At 67.7% G+C, this 22,500-nt stretch carries 24 protein-coding genes (2 of these 24 only partly in view); 12 read left to right on the top strand and 12 right to left on the bottom strand.

Annotation, left to right across the window (positions count from 1 at the left end; genetic code table 11):
- Window positions 1–79: the 3' end of an arsenate reductase ArsC gene (locus EI73_RS06835; protein WP_034385384.1), read on the top strand. Its footprint begins 383 nt before the window's first position; the window shows 79 of its 462 coding nt (coding positions 384–462); its start codon lies off the left edge, out of view; the stop codon is at window positions 77–79.
- 304 nt (window positions 80–383) lie between these two features.
- Complete coding sequence (locus EI73_RS16940; protein WP_051935436.1) at window positions 384–953, top strand: DUF6428 family protein; 570 nt, start codon at window positions 384–386, stop codon at window positions 951–953.
- Here the strand turns inward: EI73_RS16940 and EI73_RS06845 are convergent.
- On the bottom strand, window positions 950–2,026 hold the full coding sequence (locus EI73_RS06845) for a collagen-like protein (RefSeq protein ID WP_034385387.1): 1,077 nt from the start codon (window positions 2,024–2,026) through the stop codon (window positions 950–952). The genes EI73_RS16940 and EI73_RS06845 overlap by 4 nt on opposite strands.
- A gap of 202 nt (window positions 2,027–2,228) precedes the next feature.
- Between EI73_RS06845 and EI73_RS06850 the strand changes: the two genes are divergently transcribed.
- A complete protein-coding gene (locus tag EI73_RS06850) occupies window positions 2,229–3,431 on the top strand; it encodes an aminotransferase class I/II-fold pyridoxal phosphate-dependent enzyme (RefSeq protein ID WP_034385389.1) in 1,203 nt (400 codons plus the stop codon).
- 24 nt (window positions 3,432–3,455) lie between these two features.
- Here the strand turns inward: EI73_RS06850 and acs are convergent, their stop codons facing one another.
- From acs to EI73_RS06865, 3 genes are all read right to left on the bottom strand, one after another.
- Window positions 3,456–5,408: an acetate--CoA ligase gene (gene acs / locus EI73_RS06855; RefSeq protein ID WP_034385392.1), complete on the bottom strand. Its 1,953-nt coding sequence runs from the start codon at window positions 5,406–5,408 to the stop codon at window positions 3,456–3,458.
- A gap of 213 nt (window positions 5,409–5,621) precedes the next feature.
- Complete coding sequence (locus tag EI73_RS06860) at window positions 5,622–7,214, bottom strand: cation acetate symporter (RefSeq protein ID WP_034385395.1); 1,593 nt, start codon at window positions 7,212–7,214, stop codon at window positions 5,622–5,624.
- Complete coding sequence (locus EI73_RS06865; protein ID WP_034385396.1) at window positions 7,211–7,510, bottom strand: DUF485 domain-containing protein; 300 nt, start codon at window positions 7,508–7,510, stop codon at window positions 7,211–7,213. The genes EI73_RS06860 and EI73_RS06865 overlap by 4 nt, the downstream gene beginning before the upstream one ends.
- Before the next feature lie 200 nt (window positions 7,511–7,710).
- Between EI73_RS06865 and moaA the strand changes: the two genes are divergently transcribed.
- The 3 genes from moaA (at window position 7,711) to EI73_RS06880 (ending at window position 10,539) form a co-directional block, all read left to right on the top strand.
- Entirely contained in the window at window positions 7,711–8,712 is a 1,002-nt protein-coding gene (gene moaA / locus EI73_RS06870) for a GTP 3',8-cyclase MoaA (RefSeq protein WP_034385398.1), read from the top strand.
- 126 nt (window positions 8,713–8,838) lie between these two features.
- Entirely contained in the window at window positions 8,839–9,531 is a 693-nt protein-coding gene (locus EI73_RS06875; RefSeq protein ID WP_034385401.1) for a GntR family transcriptional regulator, read from the top strand.
- Between the two features lie 141 nt (window positions 9,532–9,672).
- Window positions 9,673–10,539, top strand: coding sequence for a manganese catalase family protein (locus EI73_RS06880; protein ID WP_034385403.1), 867 nt, complete (start codon window positions 9,673–9,675; stop codon window positions 10,537–10,539).
- 111 nt (window positions 10,540–10,650) lie between these two features.
- Here the strand turns inward: EI73_RS06880 and EI73_RS06885 are convergent, their stop codons facing one another.
- Window positions 10,651–10,998: a hypothetical protein gene (locus EI73_RS06885; RefSeq protein ID WP_034385405.1), complete on the bottom strand. Its 348-nt coding sequence runs from the start codon at window positions 10,996–10,998 to the stop codon at window positions 10,651–10,653.
- 178 nt (window positions 10,999–11,176) lie between these two features.
- Here EI73_RS06885 and EI73_RS06890 point away from each other — a divergent pair, with 178 nt between their 5' ends.
- Both EI73_RS06890 and EI73_RS06895 read left to right on the top strand, forming a co-directional pair.
- A complete protein-coding gene (locus EI73_RS06890) occupies window positions 11,177–11,800 on the top strand; it encodes a TetR/AcrR family transcriptional regulator (RefSeq protein WP_034385408.1) in 624 nt (207 codons plus the stop codon).
- Window positions 11,801–11,857: 57 nt separating this feature from the next.
- Window positions 11,858–13,330: an ATP cone domain-containing protein gene (locus EI73_RS06895; protein WP_034385411.1), complete on the top strand. Its 1,473-nt coding sequence runs from the start codon at window positions 11,858–11,860 to the stop codon at window positions 13,328–13,330.
- Between the two features lie 65 nt (window positions 13,331–13,395).
- Here the strand turns inward: EI73_RS06895 and EI73_RS06900 are convergent, their stop codons facing one another.
- The gene (locus tag EI73_RS06900; RefSeq protein ID WP_034385413.1) at window positions 13,396–13,752 is read right to left on the bottom strand and encodes a VanZ family protein; all 357 of its coding nucleotides are present in this window, start codon (window positions 13,750–13,752) and stop codon (window positions 13,396–13,398) included.
- Complete coding sequence (locus tag EI73_RS06905) at window positions 13,749–14,168, bottom strand: VOC family protein (protein ID WP_034385415.1); 420 nt, start codon at window positions 14,166–14,168, stop codon at window positions 13,749–13,751. Before EI73_RS06905 ends, EI73_RS06900 begins: the two co-directional genes overlap by 4 nt.
- Window positions 14,169–14,221: 53 nt before the next feature.
- On the opposite strand from EI73_RS06905, the gene plsY reads away from it, so the two are divergent.
- The 4 genes from plsY to EI73_RS06925 all read left to right on the top strand — a co-directional run bounded on the left by plsY (window position 14,222) and on the right by EI73_RS06925 (window position 17,115).
- Window positions 14,222–14,815: a glycerol-3-phosphate 1-O-acyltransferase PlsY gene (gene plsY, locus EI73_RS06910; protein WP_034385418.1), complete on the top strand. Its 594-nt coding sequence runs from the start codon at window positions 14,222–14,224 to the stop codon at window positions 14,813–14,815.
- A 124-nt stretch (window positions 14,816–14,939) separates the two neighbouring features.
- On the top strand, window positions 14,940–15,239 hold the full coding sequence (locus EI73_RS06915) for a hypothetical protein (protein WP_034385420.1): 300 nt from the start codon (window positions 14,940–14,942) through the stop codon (window positions 15,237–15,239).
- 167 nt (window positions 15,240–15,406) lie between these two features.
- Complete coding sequence (locus EI73_RS06920) at window positions 15,407–16,426, top strand: aspartate-semialdehyde dehydrogenase (RefSeq protein WP_034387875.1); 1,020 nt, start codon at window positions 15,407–15,409, stop codon at window positions 16,424–16,426.
- A gap of 59 nt (window positions 16,427–16,485) precedes the next feature.
- Window positions 16,486–17,115, top strand: coding sequence for a rhomboid family intramembrane serine protease (locus EI73_RS06925; RefSeq protein WP_051935437.1), 630 nt, complete (start codon window positions 16,486–16,488; stop codon window positions 17,113–17,115).
- A gap of 74 nt (window positions 17,116–17,189) precedes the next feature.
- Here EI73_RS06925 and EI73_RS06930 read toward each other — a convergent pair whose 3' ends face one another.
- The 5 genes from EI73_RS06930 to speA all read right to left on the bottom strand — a co-directional run.
- Complete coding sequence (locus EI73_RS06930; RefSeq protein ID WP_034385425.1) at window positions 17,190–17,816, bottom strand: VOC family protein; 627 nt, start codon at window positions 17,814–17,816, stop codon at window positions 17,190–17,192.
- A gap of 18 nt (window positions 17,817–17,834) precedes the next feature.
- Window positions 17,835–19,289 (bottom strand): FAD-dependent oxidoreductase, encoded by a 1,455-nt coding sequence (locus EI73_RS06935; protein WP_034385427.1) that lies wholly within the window; start codon window positions 19,287–19,289, stop codon window positions 17,835–17,837.
- A gap of 68 nt (window positions 19,290–19,357) precedes the next feature.
- The gene (locus tag EI73_RS06940) at window positions 19,358–20,635 is read right to left on the bottom strand and encodes an NAD(P)/FAD-dependent oxidoreductase (protein ID WP_034385430.1); all 1,278 of its coding nucleotides are present in this window, start codon (window positions 20,633–20,635) and stop codon (window positions 19,358–19,360) included.
- Between the two features lie 31 nt (window positions 20,636–20,666).
- Window positions 20,667–21,899 (bottom strand): class I SAM-dependent RNA methyltransferase, encoded by a 1,233-nt coding sequence (locus EI73_RS06945; protein WP_034387877.1) that lies wholly within the window; start codon window positions 21,897–21,899, stop codon window positions 20,667–20,669.
- 484 nt (window positions 21,900–22,383) lie between these two features.
- Window positions 22,384–22,500, bottom strand: the final stretch of a protein-coding gene (speA, locus tag EI73_RS06950) for a biosynthetic arginine decarboxylase (RefSeq protein WP_034385432.1). Its footprint extends 1,791 nt past the window's final position; only the last 117 of its 1,908 coding nucleotides appear in the window; its start codon lies beyond the right edge, outside the window — the gene reads right to left on this strand; the stop codon is at window positions 22,384–22,386.

A 22,500-nucleotide genomic window follows, 5' to 3' on the forward strand; every position in this document is an offset into this window, starting at 1 on the left:
GGCATTGGTGCAAGCGCTAAAAAACGGCACGCCGGTGCCCGAATCGTACGAGGACAGCCCGGCAGTGACAGCAGCCTAAGGCCTCTGCTCTCCCTGCCAACTGCACAGAAAAACCATTGACACTCCGCCCAGGTATTCAAGGCACTCGGAGGCGTGCACCGCCTCAGGGCCCTACACTTCCTGGCCACTCTCGATAGGGCCTGCTGCTCCACCGGGCAAGGCATCTGTACCTGCGATGTCCAGGAGGTTCTCGGGCTCTCGCAACCCACCACCAGTCACCACACCCTGAGCGCGCGCGGGCTATGGCTTGCCCGCACCGCCCTCGGTACCCTGCTCGCCTTGGAACGCCATCAGGAGCTGCTGGCACAGAATGACCGTCAACGGTGCTGCACCCCCAGGCCTATCAAAGTGACCCTTCCCCGTCTCTCCCTGACCTCTGGCCTTCCTACCCCCTGCCCCACCTGCTGATTTCTAGCTCTACCGAGGTCAAGGCCGTCACCCCCAAGGCGATAGACTGTGGCGGGCGCGTGGACACCTGGCAGGAGACCGTCGTACAGCTTTGGAACAGCGGTGGCGAGGAGGACCGGGGCTTCACGACCGCAGGCCAGTTCCTTGCGATCTACCGCCGGGTTGCGGCCCGCGTGCCGGTCCGTGAAGAGGCCAGCCTGCGCTTCGAGTACGGGGACCAGGTTCGCCCTACCATTCAGTATGGGGGAGGTAGCGTAGACATCCGAGCTGACCAGGTCCTGGTCCACCCCGGTTTCCCCTTGGTGTCCTGCAAGCCGGGAGCAGCGCGCCCCGCTGCTGAGAAAACCACGTGTTGTGGCCCAGCTGTGGGCACGGCGCAGACAGTCGGGGGCGATCAGTCACGCGAGAGGACTCGCGCAGGTCAGGTGAACCAAAGGAGGGTGCCCCAGGCAGGCACCCTCCGCGAGACAAGAGCTCGGCGTTAGAAGCGGAACTTGAAGCCCGCAACAATCGAGCTGATGCTCAAGCCGCTGCCATTGAAGTAGTAGTGCTGGCGCGCCTCACTGAAAATCGCAATGCGATCGGTCAGGCGGTAGTCAACCCCCACCAGCAGTTCGCTGAAGGTGCTCTTGAGGTCAAAGTTGTAGCCGCCGCCCGCACCCAAGATGCCGTCTGCCCGGCTTGCCGTTGCGCGGTAGGTGGCGATGCCGCTGACGCTGTTGCCGGGAGTAGACCCGGTGACCTTGAAGTCACCCGTAATACGCACCCCGAAGCCGCCGATCAGAGAATCGTTGCCGATCATGACGCGGGCCATCGAGCCGACATTGTTTTGCAGGATGCCGTAGTAGGAGGCCCCGATGTAGTTGTTGTAGCGGAAGGGCGGGGGGGGCGGGATGTAGGGGTCGCCCTTCTCACCCTTCTCGCCCTGAGGGCCCTGCGGGCCAGCAGGCCCCTGAGGCCCGGCGGGGCCAGCAGGCCCCTGAGGACCGGCAGGGCCTTGCGGACCAGCGGGACCAGGTTCACCCTGGGGACCCTGCGGGCCGGCGGGTCCTGGCGGGCCCGCTACAGCTTCGGCAGGAGCTCCCGGCCCCGGCAGATTGTTCAGGGCCGTCCGCAGCTCGGCAATCTGGCCTTGCAGAGCGGTGATGGCCTGCTGCTGGGCCGCAAGCTGAGCGCGGAGTTCTTCCAGCCCGGTCAAGGCCTGCTGCAACCCTTGACGCAGCGTATTCAGCTCCTCAGGATTGAAGGTGGTCTGCTGTGCGGGAAGCTGCGCGATGACGCGCGCGAGCACCTGGGCGACCTCCTGACGTGTGATGGCGTTGCACCAGTCAAAGGAGCCGTCCGGGTAGCCGATAAAGTAGCCCCGCTGGGTGACGAGGTCGATGGCCGCCTTGGCCCAAGTGCCGGGCGTGCAGTTGGTCACTGGGGTGGTCGTCACCGGGGTGACCGCCGGCGTCACAGGTACGGGAGCAGGCGTTTGGGCCGGAGCGGAACCGCCTCCCCCCGCCAGGGCGCTCGGACTAAGCAGCAACAGGCTGGTGATCAGTGCTTTCTTCATGCTGGCTCCTAAGTGCTCGATGAGCGTGGGGTGATGTGCAGTCACCTTACCTCATTTTCGGTCCAGCGCCTGCCGAAAAGGACAATGTTAATCAACGCTCAACGCTTGCTCAGGTGCTCGGGGCGTAGGAAACAGTCGCCCCTCAGGACGGTGTTCATCTGACCGGGACGGATGGAACCCGCCGTTCGGTAGGCTGCTGGACATGTGGGCGTCAAAACGGGCGGGAGCAGTGCCGGGAAGTGTCTTTGCACTCATGGACGCTGCCAAGGCGCGGGCACGGGCTGCTGGTCAAAGCATCATCGACCTGAGCATCGGATCGAGTGACGGCCATCCTCCAGAAGCCGCGCTGGAGGCCCTACGAGACGCGACGCGTGACCCGAGCACCTACCGCTATCCCCTCTTCAGCGATACGCAGCCCCTCCGCGAGGCAGCGGCGGCCTACCTGCGGCGACGCTTCGGCCTGGCCCTAGACGCCAGCACAGAGGTTTTTCCTCTGATCGGCGCGCAAGAGGGCCTGGCCCACCTCCTGCTGGCGGTCACCGATCCAGGGGATACACTGCTGCTACCCGACCCCTGCTATCCCCCCTATCTGGGGGCCGCAGCAATCGCCGGGCTGCGCGTGGTGACATTGCCGCTACGGCCCGAGCGTGGGTTCCTGCCGGATCTGGGCGCGGTCCCGGAGGATGTCCAGCCGCGTGCCGTGCTGCTCAACTATCCCAACAACCCCACCTCGGCGGTGGCAGAGCGCGCGTTCTTCGAGGAGACCGCCGCCTGGTGCCGTGAGCGGGGCACGCTGCTGATCCATGACCACCCCTATGCCGAACTGACGTTCGGAGCCTACCGCGCACCGAGCGCCCTTGAGGCCGGGGCGGAGGGGATTGTCGAGCTGCATTCGCTCTCCAAAACCCATCACATGGGCGGCTTTCGCGTGGGCTTCGCGGCGGGGGACCGGGACGCTCTTGCTGCCCTGGCGCGGGTGAAGGGGGCGGTGGACTTCCACCCCTACCTGGGCATTCAGCGGGCGGCGGCCGTCGCCCTGGCCCTTCCCGATGAGGTGACTCGGGCCGGCGCGGCAGTCTTTGAGCAGCGGCGCGACACCCTGGTTCCTGCCCTGCGGGCCCTGGGCTGGGAGGTGACCCTCCCTCAGGCGAGCATGTTTGTCTGGGCGCGCGTCCCGGGGCTGCAAGACAGCGTGACCTACGCTCTGCGCGCCGTGGAGAAAACCGGAGTGGCGCTCAGCCCTGGCCGCGCCTTCGGGGAGGGCGGCGAGGGCTTCGTGCGCCTCGCGCTGGTGCACCCCCCCGCCGTGCTGCTGGAGGCGGCGCGAAAACTGGCGGATGTGCCGGTGCAGGAGGAGGCGCCGCTCCTCACCCCCCTCACACCGAGGTCAGGCCAGGGAGGGTAACCTCCTTTCCTGGTGCCTCAGCCCTCACACGGCCGGCGTCGTGGCCAGCCGCTCGAGCACCGTGGGGTCTTCCAGCGTGCTGGTGTCTCCCTGGATAGGCTTCCCAGCGGCGATCTGGCGCAGGAAGCGGCGCATGATCTTGCCGCTGCGAGTCTTGGGCAGGGCGTCGGCGATGATGATGGCGTCGGGGCGGGCCAGCGCGCCGATTTCCCGGCTGACATGTCCCCGGAGTTCTTGCGGGTCCACCTCGTAGCCGCTTTGGGGCAGCACAAAGGCCACGACCGCTTCCCCTTTCACCTCGTCGGGGCGGCCCACCACCGCCGCTTCTGCGACAGAGGGATGCGCGACCAGAGCCGACTCGATCTCCATCGTGCCCAGGCGGTGACCGGAGACGTTGAGGACGTCATCCACGCGGCCCATAACGGTGAAGTAGCCGTCAGCGTCGCGGCGGGCGCCGTCTCCAGCAAAGTAGACGTGTGGAATCTCGCCCCAGTAGCTTTTGCGGTAGCGCTCGTCGTCACCGTAGACCGTTCGCAGCATCGAGGGCCAGGGCCGCTTGATCACCAGCAGTCCGCCTTCGTCTACGCCGAGTTCCTCTCCGGCATGGGTCATGATGGCGGGCTCGACCCCAAACATGGGCAGGCCCGCGCTGCCGGGTTTGCTGGGATGCGCCCCGGGCAGGGTGGTCAGCATGATCGCGCCCGTCTCGGTCTGCCACCAGGTGTCCACCACCGGGCAACGTTCGCCCCCAATCACGCGGTAGTACCACATCCACGCTTCAGGGTTAATCGGTTCACCCACCGACCCCAGCAGGCGCAGGCTGCTCAGGTCATAACGGCCGGGAATCTCGTCTCCCTGGCGCATAAAGGAGCGGATGGCCGTGGGCGCGGTGTACAGGATGGTGACCCGGTGTTTCTGAATGATGTCCCAGAAGCGGCCCCAGTCGGGATGGTTGGGGGCACCCTCGTACAGCACGACCGTCGCGCCGTTGAGCAGCGGGCCATACACGCTGTAGCTGTGACCGGTCACCCAGCCCACGTCGGCCGTACACCAGTAGATGTCGTCGTCACGTAGGTCAAAGACTGTCTGGGTGGTGAGATAGGTCCCCACCATGTAGCCCCCCGTCGTGTGCAACACGCCCTTGGGCTTGCCGGTACTGCCGGAGGTGTACAGCACGAAGAGAGGATGCTCACTGTCGAGGGCTGCGGCCTCGTGCTCGTCACTGGCGGCGGCCAGGGCGTCATGCCACCAGACATCGCGGCCCTCCTGCATGGGCGCGTCGCAGTCGGCGCGGCAAACCACCAGCATCTTTTCTAGGCTGGGAACATTCTTTGCGGCCTCGTCAGCATTGGCCTTGAGCCTGACAAGCTGCCCGCGGCGCTGCCCAGCGTCGGCCGTGATCAGCAGCTTGCTTTGCGCGTCGTTCAGGCGGTCAGTCAGCGCACTCACCGAGAACCCCCCAAACACCACGCTGTGAATCGCGCCGATACGGGCACAGGCCAGCATAGCGATCACCGCCTCGGGGATCAGGGGCAGGTAGAGGGTCACGCGGTCCCCCTTCTGCACGCCCAGGGCGGTGAGAGCTTGGGCGGCCTTGCTCACCTCGCGCAGCAGTTCGGCATAGGTGTAGGTTCGAACTTCGCCGTCCTCGCCCTCCCAGATCAGGGCCGTCTTGTTGCCTAGCCCGCGCTGTACGTTGCGGTCGAGGGCGTTGTAGGCGATATTGGTTTCGCCCCCCACGAACCACCGTGCGTGCGGTTCTTGCCAGTCGAGCACGCGCTCCCAGGGCTTCATCCAGGCGAGTTCACCGGCCACGTCGCCCCAAAAGCCCTCGGGGTCGTCGAGGCTGCGGCGGTACATCGCCTCGTACTGCTCACGGCTGACTCGGGCGCGCGCCGCGAAGTCGGCGGGCGGCGCGATCACCCGGTGCTCGTGCAGCATGGCGTCGATGTGGTCGGTGAGGGTGTGGTCGGTCATGAAAAACCTCCGGGAAAACGCTCTACCTGAAGCGTCAAACGGCGTCTAAAACGGCCGGCTTCGGTGGTGGATAGGCCTACTGTAGCGCCACGCCGTCGCCGCTCGCTGTGTCGTTACGGTAGGGGTACTAAACCGAGTTCAAGCTTTCTGAGCGGCAGCAGCGCAGCCCCCGACGCGGAGCCGGGGGCTGATGCAGGCAGCCTAGGGCCGCGTTCAGTCGTGCGCGGCAACGGTTCCGTCTACCCCGGCTCCGGTGTAGGCGCGGAACTGCATCTCCTCGAAGGTGCGGTCATCCTCCTCGCGGCGACGGCGCGCGCCGATCAGGGTGCCCAGGGCCGCAAAGGCGAAGCCGGCGGGGATAGAGACGATGCCGGGGTTCTCCAGCGGGAAAAGGGGCGCGGCCTGCACCGGGTGGCGGCCCGTGGTCTTCTCGGGGGGGTCAATGCCGCGGATGTTGGGGCTGACCGCGATGAGCAGCAGGCAGGTCAGGATGCCGCCCACGATCCCCCAGATCGCGCCCGTCGCATTAAACCGGCGCCAGAACAGCGTGAAGAGAATCACCGGCAGGTTGGAGGACGCGGCGATCGCAAAGGCCAGCGCCACCAAAAAGGCCACATTCTGTGTCTGCGCCAGCAGGCCCAGCCCGATGGCAACCACGCCAACCGCGACCGTAGCGATGCGGGCCACCCGGAATTCCTCCCGCTCGGTGGCCTGCCCCCGGCGAATCACACCGTTGTAGATGTCGTGCGTAAAGGACGTGCTCGCCGCGATGGTCAGACCCGCGACGACGGCCAGGATGGTGGCAAACGCCACGGCGGTTACGAACGCCAGCCCGAACTCGCCGCCCAGTGTGCCCGCCCCGCCAAAGAGGGCCTGTGCCAGCAGCGGCGCCGCCATGTTGCCCGCCGCGTTCGCCTGGGTGATGGTGTCCTTGCCCACAAGCACGTTGGCGGCGTTGCCCATAAAGGCCGTCATCACGTAAAAGGCCCCGATCAGCACCATCGCCCAGACCACGCTCTTGCGAGCATCCTGCGCGGTGGGAACCGTGTAGAAGCGAACCAGAATATGCGGGAGGCCCGCCGTGCCCAGCACGAGCGCAAGCGAGAGCGAGATCAGGTCGATGGGGTTTTTGTACTTCAGGCCAGCGCCCAGGAATTCCGCGCCGTTCCTGGCCTCGGCGGCCCCCAGCAGATTGGAGAAGCTCCAGCCAAAGCGGCTCAGGATGAGCACCGTCATCAGGACGGTCGCGAACATCAGCAGCACCGCCTTGATGATCTGCACCCAGGTCGTAGCCAGCATCCCGCCCACCACCACGTAGATGATCATCAGCACGCCGACAAGGGGAATGGCGAAGCTCGGCGTGAGCACGCCGCCCGTCAGCAGGCTGATCAGTGATCCCGCGCCCACAACCTGCGCGATCATGTAAAAGGAACTCACGACGATGGTGCTGATCGCGGCATAGGTGCGGACCCTTTGGTCTTTGAGGCGGTAGACCAGCATGTCGGCCAGGGTGTACTTGCCCAGGTTCCGCAGCGGCTCGGCCACGATAAAAAGCACTGTCAGGTAGGCGATAAACCAGCCCACGGAGTACATGAAGCCGTCGTAGCCGTTCAGCGCGATCAGCCCGGTGATCCCGAGGAAAGACGCCGCGCTCATGTAGTCCCCGGCGATGGCGATGCCGTTTTGGGAGGCACTGATGCGGCCGCCCGCCACATAGAAATCGCTGGCCGAGGTGTTGCGTTTGCTGGCCCAAAAGGTGATTGCCAGCGTGATCGCCACGATGATGGCCGCGAGCAGAAAGGTCATCGCTGGGCCTCCTGCGCGAGGCGGTCAAACTGCCGAGCGCGCGCCACGTAGATCGCCGCCATCATCCACCCCATCGCAAACTCCAAAAAGGCCAGCACGTAGCCGAAGGTGACGTTGCCAAACACCTTGGTGGCCATCAGCGGCTTGTTGTACCCGGCGAGGATGGGCAACAGAAAGTACAGCACGAGGAAGGTGACCGTCATCAGGACGGTAAAGCGGTTTCGTTCCGTCACCAGCCGTTGGTAGGCGGCGTTGCGGACGGGTGGCGAACCGGACTGAACGCGGGATACGGTCATACGGGCCTCCAAAAGAGTGCGAAAGGACGATGACGACCTGCCGAACTGCTGCACTGTGTTGATGGGTTCAAGGGTAGAAGCCACTTAACGTAAAATCAATGGACCCGGTCCAATTTCTGCGTTCCTGACGCTGGAACACCGGCAGGTCAAAGGGTGCCCAGTTCGCCCATCGCCTGGGCTGGGGCAGGTATGGTAGGAGCGTGCTGCTTGACCGGCTGGGCCGTCCCCTGCGTGACCTGCGCGTCAGCGTGACCGATCGCTGCAATCTGCGCTGCACCTACTGCATGCCCGCCGAGGTGTTTGGGCCGGACTACGCCTTTCTTCCACGCGCGGAGCTGCTGAGTTTCGAGGAGATCGAACGCCTCGTGCGCGCCTTTGTCGCTCTGGGGGTGCGGAAGCTGCGCCTCACTGGCGGCGAACCGCTGCTCCGGCGTGACCTGCCCGACCTGATCGCACAGCTGTGCCGCATCGAGGGCATCGAGGACATCGCCCTCACCACCAATGGCCTGCTCCTGCCCCGGCTCGCCGCGAGCCTGAAGGCGGCGGGGTTGCAGCGGGTGACGGTCAGCCTAGATAGCCTCGACCCAGACATCTTCGGGCGGATGAACGGCCGGGGTGTTCACCCACAGCGGGTGCTTGACGGCATCGAGGCGGCGCTGCGGGCCGGGCTGCGGGTCAAGGTGAACACCGTGGTTCAGCGCGGCGTGAACGACGAGGGGCTGCGCGAGTTGTGGCTCGCCCTGCGTGAACAGGCGGTCGTGCGCTTTATCGAGTTTATGGACGTGGGCAATCACAACGGCTGGAATCTGGAGGCGGTCGTTCCCTCGGGCGAGGTGCTGGCGCGCCTGAGTGACGACGGAACCGGCGCCGAGTTCCGCCCGGTCAACCCCAGCTACCGCGGTGAGGTGGCGGCCCGCTATAGAAACGCAGAAGGGCACGAGGTCGGCCTGATCAGTTCTGTCACCGCGCCCTTCTGCGGCGACTGCTCGCGGGCGCGGCTCTCGGCAGTCGGCGTGCTCTACACCTGTCTTTTCGCAGCCGCGGGCACTGATCTGCGCGCCCCCCTGCGGGCCGGAGCCTCCAACGAGGCGCTGCAGGCTCTGATCGCGGGGGTGTGGCAAGACCGCCGGGACCGCTACAGCGAGGAGCGGGGCGAGGTCACGCGAGCCCGCAAGGTGGAGATGTCGCATATCGGCGGCTGACGCCCGCCCCCCACAACGAACTGTTCCACAGGACGTAACAGGACCGCCAAGCTTGTGTACGGGTGACACAAACTCTAAGATGAGTTTCCAAAGGCCCCCGCGCCGGCGGCGGGTCCGGAGGGATGCATGGCGAAGTACCCGCTCATCAAAACCACGCTGAAAGACCGCCTGCTCGGGGGTCACTACCCGGAGGGCCTGCCCCTCCCCAGCGAACCGCAGCTCGCCCGTGAGTTCGAAGTCTCGCGCATGACTGCCCGGCGGGCCATCGATGAACTGGAGCGGGAGGGGTATGTGTACCGCGTGCAGGGGGCCGGCACCTTTCCCACGGGCAAACGCTTCCGGCAGGGAATGTTTCGGGTGCGGCCCTTCAAGGAGTGGGCGCGTCACCCCGACCACCGCACGGCGGTGCTGCGCGCCATGCAGATTGAGGCGACCCCCGAGATCGCCCACGTCCTTCAGCTGCAGCCCGGTGATCCGGTGATCTTTATCCACCGCCTGCGTACGGCGGGTGACGAGGCCCTCGTGATCGAGAAGCGCTACATCAGCGCAGCGGTCGTGCCTGGCCTGCTCGACCATGACCTCAGCCGCGAAAGTATTCATGAGGTGATGGTGAGCCTGGGTGTCACGCTGACACGCGTCGAGCAGAACCTAGAGGCGGTCAACCTCCGCCAGGAGGAAGCCGACCTGCTGCGCGTCCCCCTGGGCACTGCGGCCTTCCTGCTGCGGCGCACGACCTACAGCGGGCAGAAGCGGGTGTCTTACGTGAACTACTGGGTGCGTGGCGACCGCTACGCCTTCCAAGACAGCTTCGAGCCCTAAAGCGGGGTCAGAAGCACTTTCTTCATGAGCACTTTCGTGGGGGCGTGCCCATGGAGCGCTCACGGCAGCCCGCGCCGCTCCTGCTGGAATAGGCTCCATCTGACCGCGTCCAGTCACAGCGAGCGGCAGAAGGGAGCCGATATGTTCTATTACGACGGCAAATTGCAGTACCCCGTTCGGGTCGAGACGCCTGATCCCCGCTTTGCCCGTGCTCTGCAACAGGCGATCGGCGGCGTGGAGGGCGAGATTCGCGTGTGCCTTCAGTACCTCTTCCAGGCCTTTGGCGCCCGCGGCCCCAAGAAATACCGCGACATGCTGCTCGCGACCGGCACCGAGGAGATGGCGCACATCGAGATGCTGGCAACCGCCGTTGCCCTCAACCTCGAAGGCGCGCCCAGTGCTGTGCAGGAAGCGGCGGCCAAAGCGAATCCCATCGTCGAGGCGGTGATGGGCGGCGGTGATCCCCGGCAGTACCTGTCGGCGGGGATGGCCGCGCTGGCGGCCGATGCCAACGGCGTGCCCTTTGACGGCTCACACGTGTACGCCAGCGGCAACATCGCCGCCGATATGTACGCCAACGCAACGGCCGAAGCCACTGGGCGCGCGCTCGCCTGCCGCCTCTTTGCCCTCACCGACGACCCCGGCATGAAGGACATGCTGCGCTTCCTGATCGCTCGCGACACCATGCACCAGCAGCAGTGGCTCGCGGTGATCGAGGAACTGGGCGGGCACCAGGGTACCCTGCCCATTCCCAACTCTTTCCCTGTCGAGGAAGAACTCCGCGACGTGAGCTACGTCTTTTTTGCCCCCGGCATCGAGGGCGTGCAGCCCCCGGAGGGCCGCTTCACCCAAGGCCCCTCGCTGGACGGCCTGGGTCAGTTCGAGCTGCGCCCTGCTCAGCCCTTTGGGCAGGAACCGCAGCTGGCGCCTCCCCTGCCCGAAGCTTTCGCCGAACAGCAGCAGCTGGTCAAGACCGTTCAGGACAGCAGCGGCTCGTCCACCGACTGATCGCTCACCTCATCCGCACGGCCACCCCATTCCTTCTGGTGGGGTGGTGTTGCTGCGCTCGCTCGCAGGCGCCCTCCAGCTACGGGTCCAGGTTGGAGGGCGCGCGGGGGCTTAGGCGTCCGGGTCGGCCTGCCAGTCGGTCAGGCTGTAGATGCCCGCGACGGTTCCGGCCAGGGCCAGAAAGTAGGCGCGTTCGCGGGTCTCTTTCTGGAGGGCCGCAGCAAGCAGCAGGACCGGTAGGGTACTCAGCTCGATCTTGCCGTGAACCGGGAAGGGAAGCAGGCGGCGCAGCGCAGGCGGGTAGTCGGTCAGGGCACTCACCCCCAGGTACGACCCAGCCAGGGCATAGGAGATCCTGCGGGCCCCCGGATGAAGGTCCAGCAGGTGGGGGGCGGCGACCATCAGGGCACAGGCCGCGTAATCGATCAGGCCGTGCACGCGGGGCAAGATGGGCTTCATAGCCCCAGCTTGCAAAAAGGCGAGCGCCAAAGGGTCCCCTTTTCCCTAACCCGGCTTTAAGGCGCGCTGCTCAGAACACCTAGGCACAGAGAAAACCTCTGCCGCTGTACAAGGAGCATTCCCGCCCTAGGTTTGACGGGGTGCAATTTTGGACTCTAGGCGCTATATGTGAGGCACCATGGATTCGTCGTCGCTTCGGGAGCGTCAGAAGGAACGCCGCCGCGCGCGGATCTACAGCGTGGCCCTCGACCTGTTCAAGCGGGCAGGCTTCCAGGCGACCACCGCGACCGACATCGCGCGGGCCAGCAACGTCTCGCGCGGCACCTTCTTCAACTACTACCCCTACAAGGAGGCGGTGCTGCTCGACTACGGCAGTGAGGTGATGGACCGCCTGCGCGACAAGGCCGAAGCGCGCCTGGCCGAAGGCGTTCCGCCCCTGACCGTGCTGTACGAAATCTGGGACGAGCTCGCCGAGGAGAACGCCCGCGAACGCGACCTCTTTCCACCGCTGGCCTACGAGGTGATGAATCCCAACCCCGAGCGCGCGCGCACCGCGTATCAGGCGCTTCCCCTGAGCCGGGTGATCGAGCTGATTTTGAAACCGCTGCACCAGGCGGGGCAGATCCGAAGTGACCTCAGCCTCCAGCGCATCAGCAACCTGATTGCAGACACGTACCTGATGGTCGCGCTGCGCTGGAGTGCCTACGGCACCGACCGCTCCTTGCAGGAGGAGACGCGGCTGGCACTCAACCTGTTGCTGGAGGGTGCGCTCCGCCGCGAAGGCTCGGGCCGAACGCCCTAGAATGCCGCTCGGTTCCTGTCCGCTCTGGTAAGCGGGAGAGCCGCAGAGGTTTCCTTTGTGACGCAGCCTGAACTCGCCATCGGCACGGCCCGGCACCACTGGCCCTTCAGCAAGGGGCTCATCGTAGAGTCGCTGCTGAATGCCGGGGCCAGTGGCGCCGTAGCCGCGGCGGTGGCCCGGCGGGTCGAACTGCATCTGCGCAACGCACGGCGCTTTCTGGTCAGCCCGGCCGAACTTCAGGCGCTGATGGTGGAGGTCGCGCGGGACGTGGCGGGAGACGAGGTGGCTCAGGCCGCCGCTCGGCAGACCCCGGCCTTTGTGGACATCCTGGTGCGGGCCAAAAAGGGCACGCTGCCCTTTAGCCGCGGGGTGCTTGCGCGCACGCTGGAAGACACCGGCCTCGCACCCCGCGACGCCTACGGCACGGCGAGCGAGGTGGACGTGCGGCTACGGCAAGCCGGGCGGCGTGAGATCAGCGTCCCCGAACTCGACGCCCTGACGGAGGAGACCCTGGCGGAGCGCTACGGGGAACACCTGCGCCTCACCTACCGTTTTTTGCAGCGCAACCGTGGGCGCCTGGGAGTTGTGAACGGCGAGGGGGGCACGCCGGTCCCCTTTAGCAAGGGCATCCTGGTGCAGTCGCTGCTGGCTGCCGGTGTGCCGCCGGACGTGGCCCGCAAGGTGGCGCGGGTGACGCAGCGGGACCTGCGCGGCAACGAGGACCGGGTCGTGACCCGGCAGGCTATCCGCGAGAAGGTCGAGGCCCTGCTGCGCGACGAGGTCGGCCCGGATGTCAGCGCGCGCTACCGCCTGCTGCGGGTGATTCGCCACCCACCGCGGCCCCTTGTCGTGCTCCTGGGGGGCGTCAGCGGCACCGGCAAAAGCTACCTGGCGGCGGAAGTGGCCTACCGCCTGGGCATCACCCGGGTGATCGGCACCGACGCCATCCGCGAGGTGATGCGCGCGATGGTGTCGCGCGAGCTGGTGCCGGGCCTGCACGCCAGCACCTTTAACGCCTGGGAGGCGCTGCTTCCGCCGGGTGATTCCCGGCCCGAAAAGCCCACCCGAGCCGAGCTGCTCGCCGGCTTTCGCGACCAGGTGCAGCAGGTGAGCGTGGGGGTGGGCGCGGTTGTGCGCCGCTCCATCGAGGAGGGCACCAGCCTGGTGCTCGAAGGCGTTCACCTGGTTCCCGGATATCTGCGCGCAGCCGATTACGCGGGCGCGCTCGTTGTGCCCATGCTCGTGACGCTGCCCGACGAAGCCGAGCACCGCAGGCATTTTGAGCTGCGTGATCAGGAGACGGCGGCCAGCCGCCCCCTGCACCGCTACATGCGCTACTTCGCGGAAATCCGCGTCATGCAGGAGTACCTGGAAGAACTCGCTCGCCGCGAGGACGTGCCGCTCCTCGATGCCCTGACCCTCGACGAGAGCGCCGATCAGGCCGTAGACGTCGTCTTGCGCCGGGTGATGGCCGCCCTGACCCCTCAGGAACGAACGCGGCTTCTGGGGGAAGAGGTCACTGGAGGGTAGCTCCCTGCCCTCCGCCGCCGGGCCCGCATAGACCAGCACGCCGGTCACCAGCGCCGTGACCCCGGCTAGCCGAGCGGGACGGCGCTGACACAACGGCGACGTGTGGCGAGCCAAGCGCCCAACCCGCTGCCGGCCAGGTCGAACAGCCAGTCGGTCAGCCCCGCCTCCCGGCCCGGCACGAACGCCTGGTGCACCTCGTCCAGCGCGCCAAACCACACCGCGAGGACAAGAGCGGGCCCCCGCTGCCCCGTCGCGCGACCCAGACAAAAGCCCAGCATCAGGTAGGCCGTGAAGTGCGCGGCCCAGTCCAGAGGGTGAACCAGGGGCGGCCCCGGCGTGTCGGGCGAGGCACTCAGCCACCAGATGGCCGCCATGATGGCTGCGGCGGGAAGCCACCAGAAGGGACGTGCGGAACGCTTCAAGGGTGGCCCTGGCCCGCCGGATGCTCCACAAGCTCGATCAGCGTGCCTGCTCCCCATTTGGGATGCAAGAAGGCCACCCGTGTCCCGGCCCGACCGGGTGAGGGCGTCTCGGACAGAAACCGCGCCCCCAGCTTTCGCAGCCGGGCCATCTCGGCTTCCAGATCAGCCACTCGGTAGGCCGTGTGGTGTAGACCCGGTCCCCGCCGTTCCAGAAATCCAGCGATGGGACTTTCCGGGCGCGTTGGCGCGAGCAGTTCGATCAGGGTCTCGCCCACCACAAAGGCCCGGACCCGCACCCCCTGCGCGGGTACCTCCTCGTCGGGGCCCTCGGGCGTCAAGCCCAGGGCCAGGTAGGGGGCCGCTCCTACCTCCAGGTCCGGGGTCGCGACCGCGACATGATCCAGCAGCAATGTCATGGCTCCAGGGTAGCCGAGGCGACCGGCCAGCGGCTGTGGGTACAATCAGCTCTGTGATCCTGACCGCTCTTCTCGCCGTGCTGGTCTCGTACCTGATCGGGTCCATTCCCGCAGCGGCCTGGGTCGCCCGCGCGCGCGGCGTAGACATCCGCCGAGTCGGCAGCGGCAACAGCGGCGCGACCAATGTGCTGCGCTCGCTGGGCAAAGGCCCCGCCCTGGTGGTTGCCCTCTTTGACATCTTCAAGGGAGCCCTGAGCGTAGGACTCGCCCACCTGCTGGGCCTAGGTCCCGTCGGAGCGGCCCTGTGCGGCGTGGCCGCCGTCGTGGGGCATAACTTCAGTCCCTTCCTGAAGGGGCGCGGCGGCAAGGGCGTGGCGACAAGCTTCGGCACCATCACTGCCCTTGACCCCCTGGTCGGTGCGGCGGCCTTTGTGGTGGGCATCGGCGGGATAGCGCTGACGCGGTTCGTCTCGGCGGGCAGCATCCTGGGCGCGCTGACCGCCGTTGTGGTGGCTGCCGTGCTGGGCCGTCCCGGTTGGCTGCTGCTGGTGGTCACCTTCTTGGCGGCCCTGCTCAGCTGGCAGCACCGCGACAACATCCGCCGTCTTCAGGCCGGCAACGAACGGCGCCTGGGGGAAAAGCTCTAGGGCGAGCGCCGAGGGCCCCCCTCCTTTCCGCAACGGGGCGTGCGCGCTTGCGTTATGCTGACCGGGTCAAGACAACGAACCAGCCCGGGCGGTGGTCAGGCCGCACCGGAACCCAGGAGCGTCCATGCCGGTGAGGATTCGGATTTATGGTCATGAAGCCACCTTTTCGGGGGGGTGCTGGACCTGCGACGACGACAGCCTACAAGCGATGCTCGAAGCCCTGGCCGATCCCCGCGCCGTCACCCCCGAGCAGGAACACGCCCATGCCCTCTACGCCGCTGGGCGCTTCGGGGGCCTGATCGCGACGGCTCGCGGCTGGGAGCCTGCTCCGCACCCGGAAGCCGAGATCCGGCTGGAAGACGTCGCGCCCCTGCGGCAGCCCGAGCGAGCAGGTTGGCTTTCCTTCCTGCGCCGCAAACGGTAAATGCCTTTCTCTGTTCTCCCGCTTGACCCCCCGGTTCTGGGGGGGTACCTTGCCCTCATGCACCGCTCCACGACCATCACGCCGTGAGGGCGGCCGCTGCCGAAGCCCCGCCCGCGAATCCCGCGTGGCGGTCCTTTTCTGGGGAGCAGGTGTTCAAGGAGGCCAAGATGCGGGTAGCGATTGTGGGGGCAACAGGTGCGGTCGGACACGAACTCCTGCGGGTGCTGGAACACAGCACGCTGAAACTGGACGAGCTTCAGCTGTACGCCAGTCCGCGCTCGGCGGGGCTGAAGCTGCCCTTTGCGGGCGAGGAACTCACGGTACAGGCCACGCCGGAAGGAGCGATCGACGCCGACGTGATCCTCGCCTCGGCGGGCGGCAGCGTCAGCAAGGCGCTCGCCCCGGCCTGGGTCGCGGAGGGGGCAGTCGTGATCGACAACTCCAGCGCCTTCCGCTACGAACCGGATGTGCCCCTGGTGGTGCCGGAGGTGAACGGCGAAGCCGCGCTGAGGCACCGGGGCATCATCGCCAACCCCAACTGCACGACGGCGATCGCGGTGGTGGCGGTCGCGCCCCTGCACCGGGCCTTTGGGGTCAGGCGCATGATCGTCAGCACGTACCAGGCGACAAGCGGCGCGGGCCAAAAGGGCATCGAGGAACTGCTGGAGGGCACCCGCGCGGAGCTGGCAGGCGAGCTGCCGCAGGCTGCGGTATTTGCCCACCCCATCCCCTTCAACGTCATTCCGCATATCGACGCCTTCCAGGACAACGGCTACACCAAGGAGGAGATGAAAGTCGTCTGGGAGACGCGCAAGATTCTGGGGGACGACTCGCTCAAGATCAGTTGCACTGCCGTCCGCATCCCCACCCTGCGGACCCACAGCGAGGCGATCACCCTGGAATTGGAGCGCCCCGCCACGCCCGAAGAGGCGCGCGAGCTGCTGCGGCGGGCCCCAGGCGTGGAGCTGCGCGACGATCCCGCAGCCAAGGTCTACCCCATGCCCCTGACCGCGACCCGCAAGTACGACGTGGAGGTGGGCCGCATCCGCTCCTCACTGGTGTTCGAGGGCGGGCTCGATCTCTTTGTGGCCGGTGACCAACTGCTCAAGGGGGCCGCGCTGAACGCCGTGCAGATCGCCGAGTATCTGCAGGAGAAGGGAGCGCTGCGCGGGCGAGTGAGCGGGTAAATCTTGCCGCGGCGGTCTTTTCCTTGTGCGGCCGCTTGGGGCACACTGGGGAGGTGAGAATGCCCCCTCCGCCCCCCCGTGCCCCGCGCTGGCGTCCTGCCGTGGGGATGGCGACCGTGTTCACGGCGCTGCTCGTGGGTGGCGTATGGGTGCAGGAGCTCGCTGACCAGTTCGCGTTTGGCGGGGCGCTGGACGAATACGGCATCATGCCGCGCGAACCCGCCACCCTCGACCACATCCTGACCGCGCCCTTTTTGCACGTGGGGTTTGGGCACCTCATCGCCAACACGGTGCCCCTCGCGGTGCTGGCCTTTATGAGTGCGCTGCGGGGTGCAGCACGTTTTCTGGCTGCCAGCCTGGTCATCGTGGTGCTGGGCGGGTTTCTGGTCTGGCTCTTCGGACGCGGGAATAGCCTGCATCTGGGCGCCTCGGCCCTGGTGTTCGGGTATCTCGCCTACCTGATCGGCGTGGGCTGGTGGGAACGGACTCCCGCGGCCATCGCGGTGGCGGGGCTCGCCCTCTTCCTGTACGGCGGGGCGCTCTGGGGCGTGCTGCCCACCAACCCGGTCGTGTCCTGGGAAGCGCACCTCTTCGGCTTTCTGGCGGGATTGACGGCGGCGGCCCTCCTGCACCGCAGGCGCCCAACGCGCCCTGGTCCGCCCCATCCGTCCCCACGCGACAGGTTCTAAAAACCACTCGCGCGGCACCCGCGGACAGCAAGAGCCGCGGCCCGAGCCCTCAGACAACACAAAGCCGGTGGCGCTCACAAGGTGACCAGGCCCTCCCGCGTCTCCAGCAGCGCCGAAAGTTCCGCTTGCGGGGCCTCGCGCACCTCCACCTCGCCCTCAAAACGCAGGGTGTCCAGCAGGACGCGCAGCGAATCTGGATCCGGTGTCCCCAGCGTCAGCCGCAGCAGGCGCACGCCCGCGTCGGGCAGGCGTGTGGGCGGGGGCGACGTGTGCCACTCGATCAGGCTGGGGCGCACGCCTCCGCCGGGCAGGGAGCCGTCCGGCGGAACGGTGAGCGTCCAGTGGTTCTCGCCGCGCGCGAGGGGCAGCGCCTCACCAAACGGCGTGAGGTCTAGACCCCTGAGCGTCTCCACGCGCGCCACCCAGTGGATGAGCCGGGGGCCGCCTTCTAGGCCTTCGCGCAGCGGCGGCGTGTCCAGGCCGAACCAGCGTGGCCGTGGGGGCACGGGGGCCTGCGGATTGACCGCGAGCACCTCCAGGTAGGCGCCTGGGCCGAGAGAGAGGAGCGCGTTACGCGTGCCAAAGCGGTGATGCTCGCCCCCGGGCTGAAGCGGCACCTCCAGGCGGCCTTCCAGCCAGGCGCGGCCCTCCTCCAGCGTGCGGGCGGCGATCACCAGGTGGTCGAGGACAGCCGGGGACATACCCTTAGGATAGGCTTCTTAGGCTTCGTCCACCCCGGACGCGAGGTCCTCTCGGGCCGGACCGTGCAGAACCTTGCCCAGGGGGGAGAAGCGCGAGCCGTGGCAGGGGCAATCCCAGCTCTTCTCGCCCGAATTCCAGTGCACCACGCACCCCAGGTGGGAACACAGCGCGCTGCGGACGTGTTCTTGGCCCTCTTCGTCGCGGTAGACGGCCAGTTTGCGCAGGCCGCGCCGAACCACCGTTCCCTCGCCGGGCGCGAGGTCGCGCAGGTCATCCCCCGGCGTGACCCACTCGCCCAGGTAGGCAGCGGCGCTCACGCCTTCTTTCAGCCAATGGGAACGGTTGCCGCGCGGCAGGCGATTTGGGTCGTACAGCTCTGCCCAGGGGTTTGCGCGACCCTGAATGAGGTCGCGGATGAGCCCAGCGGCGATGGTGCCGTGCGTCAAGCCGTTCCCCACGTCTCCCGTGGCGACAAAGACGCCGCCGCTTTCCCCGATGTACGCCAGGCCGTCCGGCGTGTTTTCCACCTGCCCGGACCAGACCTCCCGCCGCTGTCCAACCGGAAAGCGCTCGCGGGCCCAGGTCTCCAGCCGCTCGTACCGTTCCTCCGCGTCGTCCGCGCGGCCTACCCCATGGTCTTCTCCTCCCACCAGCAGCAGCGGGCCGACCGGCCGAACGTAGTGGTACGGGTCCAGCGTGTCCCAGTAGTGGGCCTGCTCCAGCGGCCCGGTGAGTTCGAGCGCGACCAGGTAGGTCCGGTACGGCTCCAGCCGGAAGGAAAACTTCACGCGGTCCGCTACGGGCACGTTCGTCGCCAGGACCACCTGCGCCGCTCGCACGCGCGCCCCGCCCTCGGTGACGACCTCATGCTTGTCATAGGCCGTGACCGGCGAGTGGGTGTACACGCGCACCCCCCGCCGCTGCGCCGCAAGCACCAGCCCCCGCAGGTACTTCAGGGGGTGAAAGGCAGCCTGGTGCTCCAGCCGAAGACAAGGCCCCAGGTTGCGCGTGCCCGCGGGCGGCTCGACCATCCGCACGTCCAGACCCGCCGCCCGCATCGCCTCCCCTTCACGGGTGAGGTCGCCCGACTGCTCCGGCGGGGCAAACAGAAAGCCCGGCATCCGCATGAACTCGCAGGCGATGCCCTCCTCGCGCGCGATCCGCTCGATCTCACCGATCGCCGCCGTGTGGCTGCGCGCGATCTCCCGGGTTCGCTCCTCGCCGTGGAAGGCGGCGAGCTCGAAGTACCGGAAATCCAGGCTGGCCGTGAGCTGCGCGGACGTGCGGGCCGTCTCGCCGCTGCCGACCTCGTCCCGTTCAAGCAACACCACCTGCCGCCCCGCGCAGGCGAGCAGGTACGCTGTTGTGACGCCTACGATGCCCGCCCCGACGACGACCACGTCGGCCTGCGTGTCCTGGTCGAGGGGCGAAAAGGCGGGCAGGGGCAGCGCCCAGTGCGGTGTGGTGGTCATGGCTCACGGTAGCTGCGCGGCGTCGTGCCCTCTGTGGGAAGTCCCTCAAGCGGCCTCCAGCCGGGTGGTTACGCCCCACGGGGGCGGCTCATGGCGGCCAGGTCGCCCAACAGGATGGCGGCGGCCTTTTCGCCGCTTTCCATCGCTCCCTGAATGCCGCTCATGGACGTCACCTCGGACGCCAGCAGCACGCCGGGGAGGCCGGTGGCATGACCGGCAAGCGTGACCGCGTATTCGGGCGGCTGCGGGTACTGGGCGAAGTGGATGCGCTCGGTCCCCAGCAGGCGCAGGTCGCCGACACCCGGACCGTACCAACGGGACAGTTCGCCGCGCACGCGGGCATCTAGGGCCTTGTCGTCCAGGCCAGGCAAGCCCAGGACAGATACGGTGAGAAGGTGCTGTCCAGCGGGAGCCCGCTCGGGGATGAGGTGGCTGATCCACTGCGCGTGGTTGATCAGGCCGTCCTCGGCATTGAGAAGGAGGCGGGGCTGGCCGTCAAGCGCACGGGCGGCGGCGTAGTGCAGGGTGGTGCTGCCCAGGTGGCCCCGTGCGACCGGCTCACCGGTGAGACGCTGGGCAGTGTCCGCGTCCGTCGCGACGATCACCGCGCGGGCGTCCAGCTCCCCCGCGGGGGTGACAGCGGTGACGTGTTCGCTCCCGGGCGTCCCCGCGTGAGAAAGCAGCCGCGTAACGCGCACGCCGGTCGTCACGTCTAGGCCCCGAGCGAGCTGCGCGGGAATCTCCCCCATTCCCGCGCGGGGCAGCGCCGCCCCGCCGTCGAGCAGCATCCGGAAGTAGTAGCGGAAGAGCCGCGCGCTGGTCGAAAGGTCACGCCGCAGAAAAATTCCGCCGAAAAAGGGCCGAAAGAAGTGGTCGAGCGCCCGAGCGCTGAAGCCCTGGCGGCGCAGATAGCGCTCGGTCGTCTCGTCGGGGCCGTTCAGCAGGGTATGGGGGGCAGGAACGCGCAGGCGAGCTGCCAGGCGGGCGACCCGCAGGCGGTCTCCCAGCGTCAGGGCGCGGGTGGTCAGGGTGCCAGGCAGGCTGGCCGGGTCACGAAAGGGATCACCCAGCACCTCGGCCCGCGCCCCCCAGCGCACCGCTGCCGCCGGGGGCACCTTGACCAGGTCGAGCGCGCTCAGGTCGAGGTGACGCCGCAGCGCCGGGTAGGCCGGGAAGAGCACCTGGTACCCCACGTCCAGCGTAAAGCCGTCCACTGTGCGGGTCGCCACCCGACCGCCGAGGTGTTCGGCCGCCTCCAGCACCCGCACCCGCCGCCCCGCCCGCGTCAGCACCCGCGCAGCTGTCAGGCCAGAAAGGCCCGCACCCACCACCAGAACGTCCAGCATGGAAGGAGCCTAGCAGAGGGCCGGGAAGGGCCTACCGCTCCAGCACGCTCACGACTTCGACGTGACTCGTCTGCGGGTAAAAGTCGTGCGGCGTGACTGAACCCAGCTGCCAGCCGCGCCGGCTAAGGTCACCGACGTCGCGTGCCCAGGTGGCCGGATCACAGCTCACGTACACCAGGCGGTCAGCCGTGCTCGCGTGAATGTGGTCGCGCGCCTCCGGCGTCAGCCCCGCGCGGGGCGGATCGACGACGATCACGTCGGCGCTCAGCTCGCCGAAGCGGGCCGCGTCACCACTGCGGTAGGTCACGTTGTGCTCGCCGCCTAGGGCGGCCGCCTGCCTTCCACGCGCCAGGGCCTCGGCGGCCGTGTCAAGCACCGTCACGCGGGCGAAGTGGGGAGCGAGGTGCCGCCCGATCGCCCCCGAGCCCCCGTACAGGTCCACCGCATGCTGACCTTGTCCGGCCAGCTGCGCCGCGCGGATGTACGCCAGACCCGCGGCTTCCGGGTTCACCTGCGCGAAGCCGGTGGCCGTCACCGCGACCCGCACGCGCCCGAACTGTTCTTGGATCTCGGCCTCACCCGCGATCAACCGCACGCCCGCCCCGAAACGCCTCCCGGCGGGCTGAGCCAGGCTCACGCCCACCACCCCCGCGTCCAGCAGGTGATCCGAGGCGCGCAAAAAGGCCCGCGGTTCCCCCGCGCCGATGAGCGCCGCCACCACCTCACCCGTCAGGCGGCTCGCGCGAAAGGCCACCTCGGTCGCCGGGTCCAGCCGCGCGGGGTCGAGGCGCTTCATCACCGCCTGGATGGCCTCCATCACCAGGGGGTCCTCGCCCACCACCAGCGGCTCATGGCCGCGCCGCTCGCGGTACGCCAACCCCTGGGGCGTGACGAGGTACTGCGCCGTGTTGCGGTAACGCCACTCGCGCGGGCTGGCCACCGTCTCCCCCACCGGATGCCGCAGCTTGGCGATCCGTGACAGCGCCTCTTCCACAAAGCCGCGCTTGTAGACCAGTTGTGCCGAGTAGGCCGCGTGCGCGAGATCCGTCGTGGGGAGGTCGGGGGCGGCGACCCGGTCGGGACTTACCCGCAGCACCTCCCGCGTGATGCCCTGGCGCACGCCGCGGCCCACGCGAACGCTGGCCGTGACCCGCTCACCCGGCAGGGCCCCGCGCACCAGCACAACGCCGCACGCGTCCCGGGCCAGACCCAGTCCCCCCGCAACGAGTTTTTCGACTTCCAGCGTGATGAGGGCGTCCGGCATATGGGGCACAGGGTAGCGCGCAGGGAGGTGGGCGAAGGCGACACGAAACGCCAAGTGCGGGGCTTGCTCTAGCGCCGGGAGAGCCGCGCGTCCACTTCCCCCCACTCTTGCTTGTCCACAGAGCTCCCTCGAACGAACGCGAACTGTGCCCGAACGCCTGGAGAACCTGTGGTCCAAGCTGCTCGTCTACGTGCTGCTGTTCTGGCGACTCCTCACGCAGGGCACGAGTTTCGAGTTTCGGGGAAGGGCTGCCTGACCGAGCTGTCGGACGCAGCGCTCAGCCCCAGGGCCGACGAGTTCGGAATGAACCGCACTCCAGCACCGCCTGGCCTTTAGGTGCGGACCAAGGCGCAGAACCCACAGCCTCGGCTCGATGCTGGACAGCTTCTTTTTTCCGGGCCCTCTCTGCTGGGACGGCTGACCCCCCCGGTGGCCAACGGCTTGGGGTGGTGTTTCGCCTTCGTTGCGTCGCGAAGCCTCTGGCCTAGCCTTCCTCGTACTCCAGATACGTATACCCCAGCAGTTCCTCGCCGTAGTCCTCAAGCAGCTCCTGCTCCTGCTCGGCGGTGAGGGTTCCAGCCGCCAGCGCCGCATCCGCCTG

Source organism: Deinococcus sp. YIM 77859 (assembly GCF_000745175.1).
GTDB lineage: Bacteria > Deinococcota > Deinococci > Deinococcales > Deinococcaceae > Deinococcus.

What these genes read in the sequence shown, in the direction of transcription:
- EI73_RS06845 (WP_034385387.1), bottom strand. Translation starts at nt 2,026, where the DNA reads ATGAAGAAAGCACTGATCACCAGCCTGTTGCTGCTTAGTCCGAGCGCC.
- EI73_RS06850 (WP_034385389.1), top strand. Translation starts at nt 2,229, where the DNA reads ATGTGGGCGTCAAAACGGGCGGGAGCAGTGCCGGGAAGTGTCTTTGCA.
- acs (WP_034385392.1), bottom strand. Translation starts at nt 5,408, where the DNA reads ATGACCGACCACACCCTCACCGACCACATCGACGCCATGCTGCACGAG.
- EI73_RS06860 (WP_034385395.1), bottom strand. Translation starts at nt 7,214, where the DNA reads ATGACCTTTCTGCTCGCGGCCATCATCGTGGCGATCACGCTGGCAATC.
- EI73_RS06865 (WP_034385396.1), bottom strand. Translation starts at nt 7,510, where the DNA reads ATGACCGTATCCCGCGTTCAGTCCGGTTCGCCACCCGTCCGCAACGCC.
- EI73_RS06875 (WP_034385401.1), top strand. Translation starts at nt 8,839, where the DNA reads ATGGCGAAGTACCCGCTCATCAAAACCACGCTGAAAGACCGCCTGCTC.
- EI73_RS06880 (WP_034385403.1), top strand. Translation starts at nt 9,673, where the DNA reads ATGTTCTATTACGACGGCAAATTGCAGTACCCCGTTCGGGTCGAGACG.
- EI73_RS06885 (WP_034385405.1), bottom strand. Translation starts at nt 10,998, where the DNA reads ATGAAGCCCATCTTGCCCCGCGTGCACGGCCTGATCGATTACGCGGCC.
- EI73_RS06890 (WP_034385408.1), top strand. Translation starts at nt 11,177, where the DNA reads ATGGATTCGTCGTCGCTTCGGGAGCGTCAGAAGGAACGCCGCCGCGCG.
- EI73_RS06905 (WP_034385415.1), bottom strand. Translation starts at nt 14,168, where the DNA reads ATGACATTGCTGCTGGATCATGTCGCGGTCGCGACCCCGGACCTGGAG.
- EI73_RS06915 (WP_034385420.1), top strand. Translation starts at nt 14,940, where the DNA reads ATGCCGGTGAGGATTCGGATTTATGGTCATGAAGCCACCTTTTCGGGG.
- EI73_RS06920 (WP_034387875.1), top strand. Translation starts at nt 15,407, where the DNA reads ATGCGGGTAGCGATTGTGGGGGCAACAGGTGCGGTCGGACACGAACTC.
- EI73_RS06925 (WP_051935437.1), top strand. Translation starts at nt 16,486, where the DNA reads ATGCCCCCTCCGCCCCCCCGTGCCCCGCGCTGGCGTCCTGCCGTGGGG.
- EI73_RS06930 (WP_034385425.1), bottom strand. Translation starts at nt 17,816, where the DNA reads ATGTCCCCGGCTGTCCTCGACCACCTGGTGATCGCCGCCCGCACGCTG.
- EI73_RS06935 (WP_034385427.1), bottom strand. Translation starts at nt 19,289, where the DNA reads ATGACCACCACACCGCACTGGGCGCTGCCCCTGCCCGCCTTTTCGCCC.
- EI73_RS06940 (WP_034385430.1), bottom strand. Translation starts at nt 20,635, where the DNA reads ATGCTGGACGTTCTGGTGGTGGGTGCGGGCCTTTCTGGCCTGACAGCT.
- EI73_RS06945 (WP_034387877.1), bottom strand. Translation starts at nt 21,899, where the DNA reads ATGCCGGACGCCCTCATCACGCTGGAAGTCGAAAAACTCGTTGCGGGG.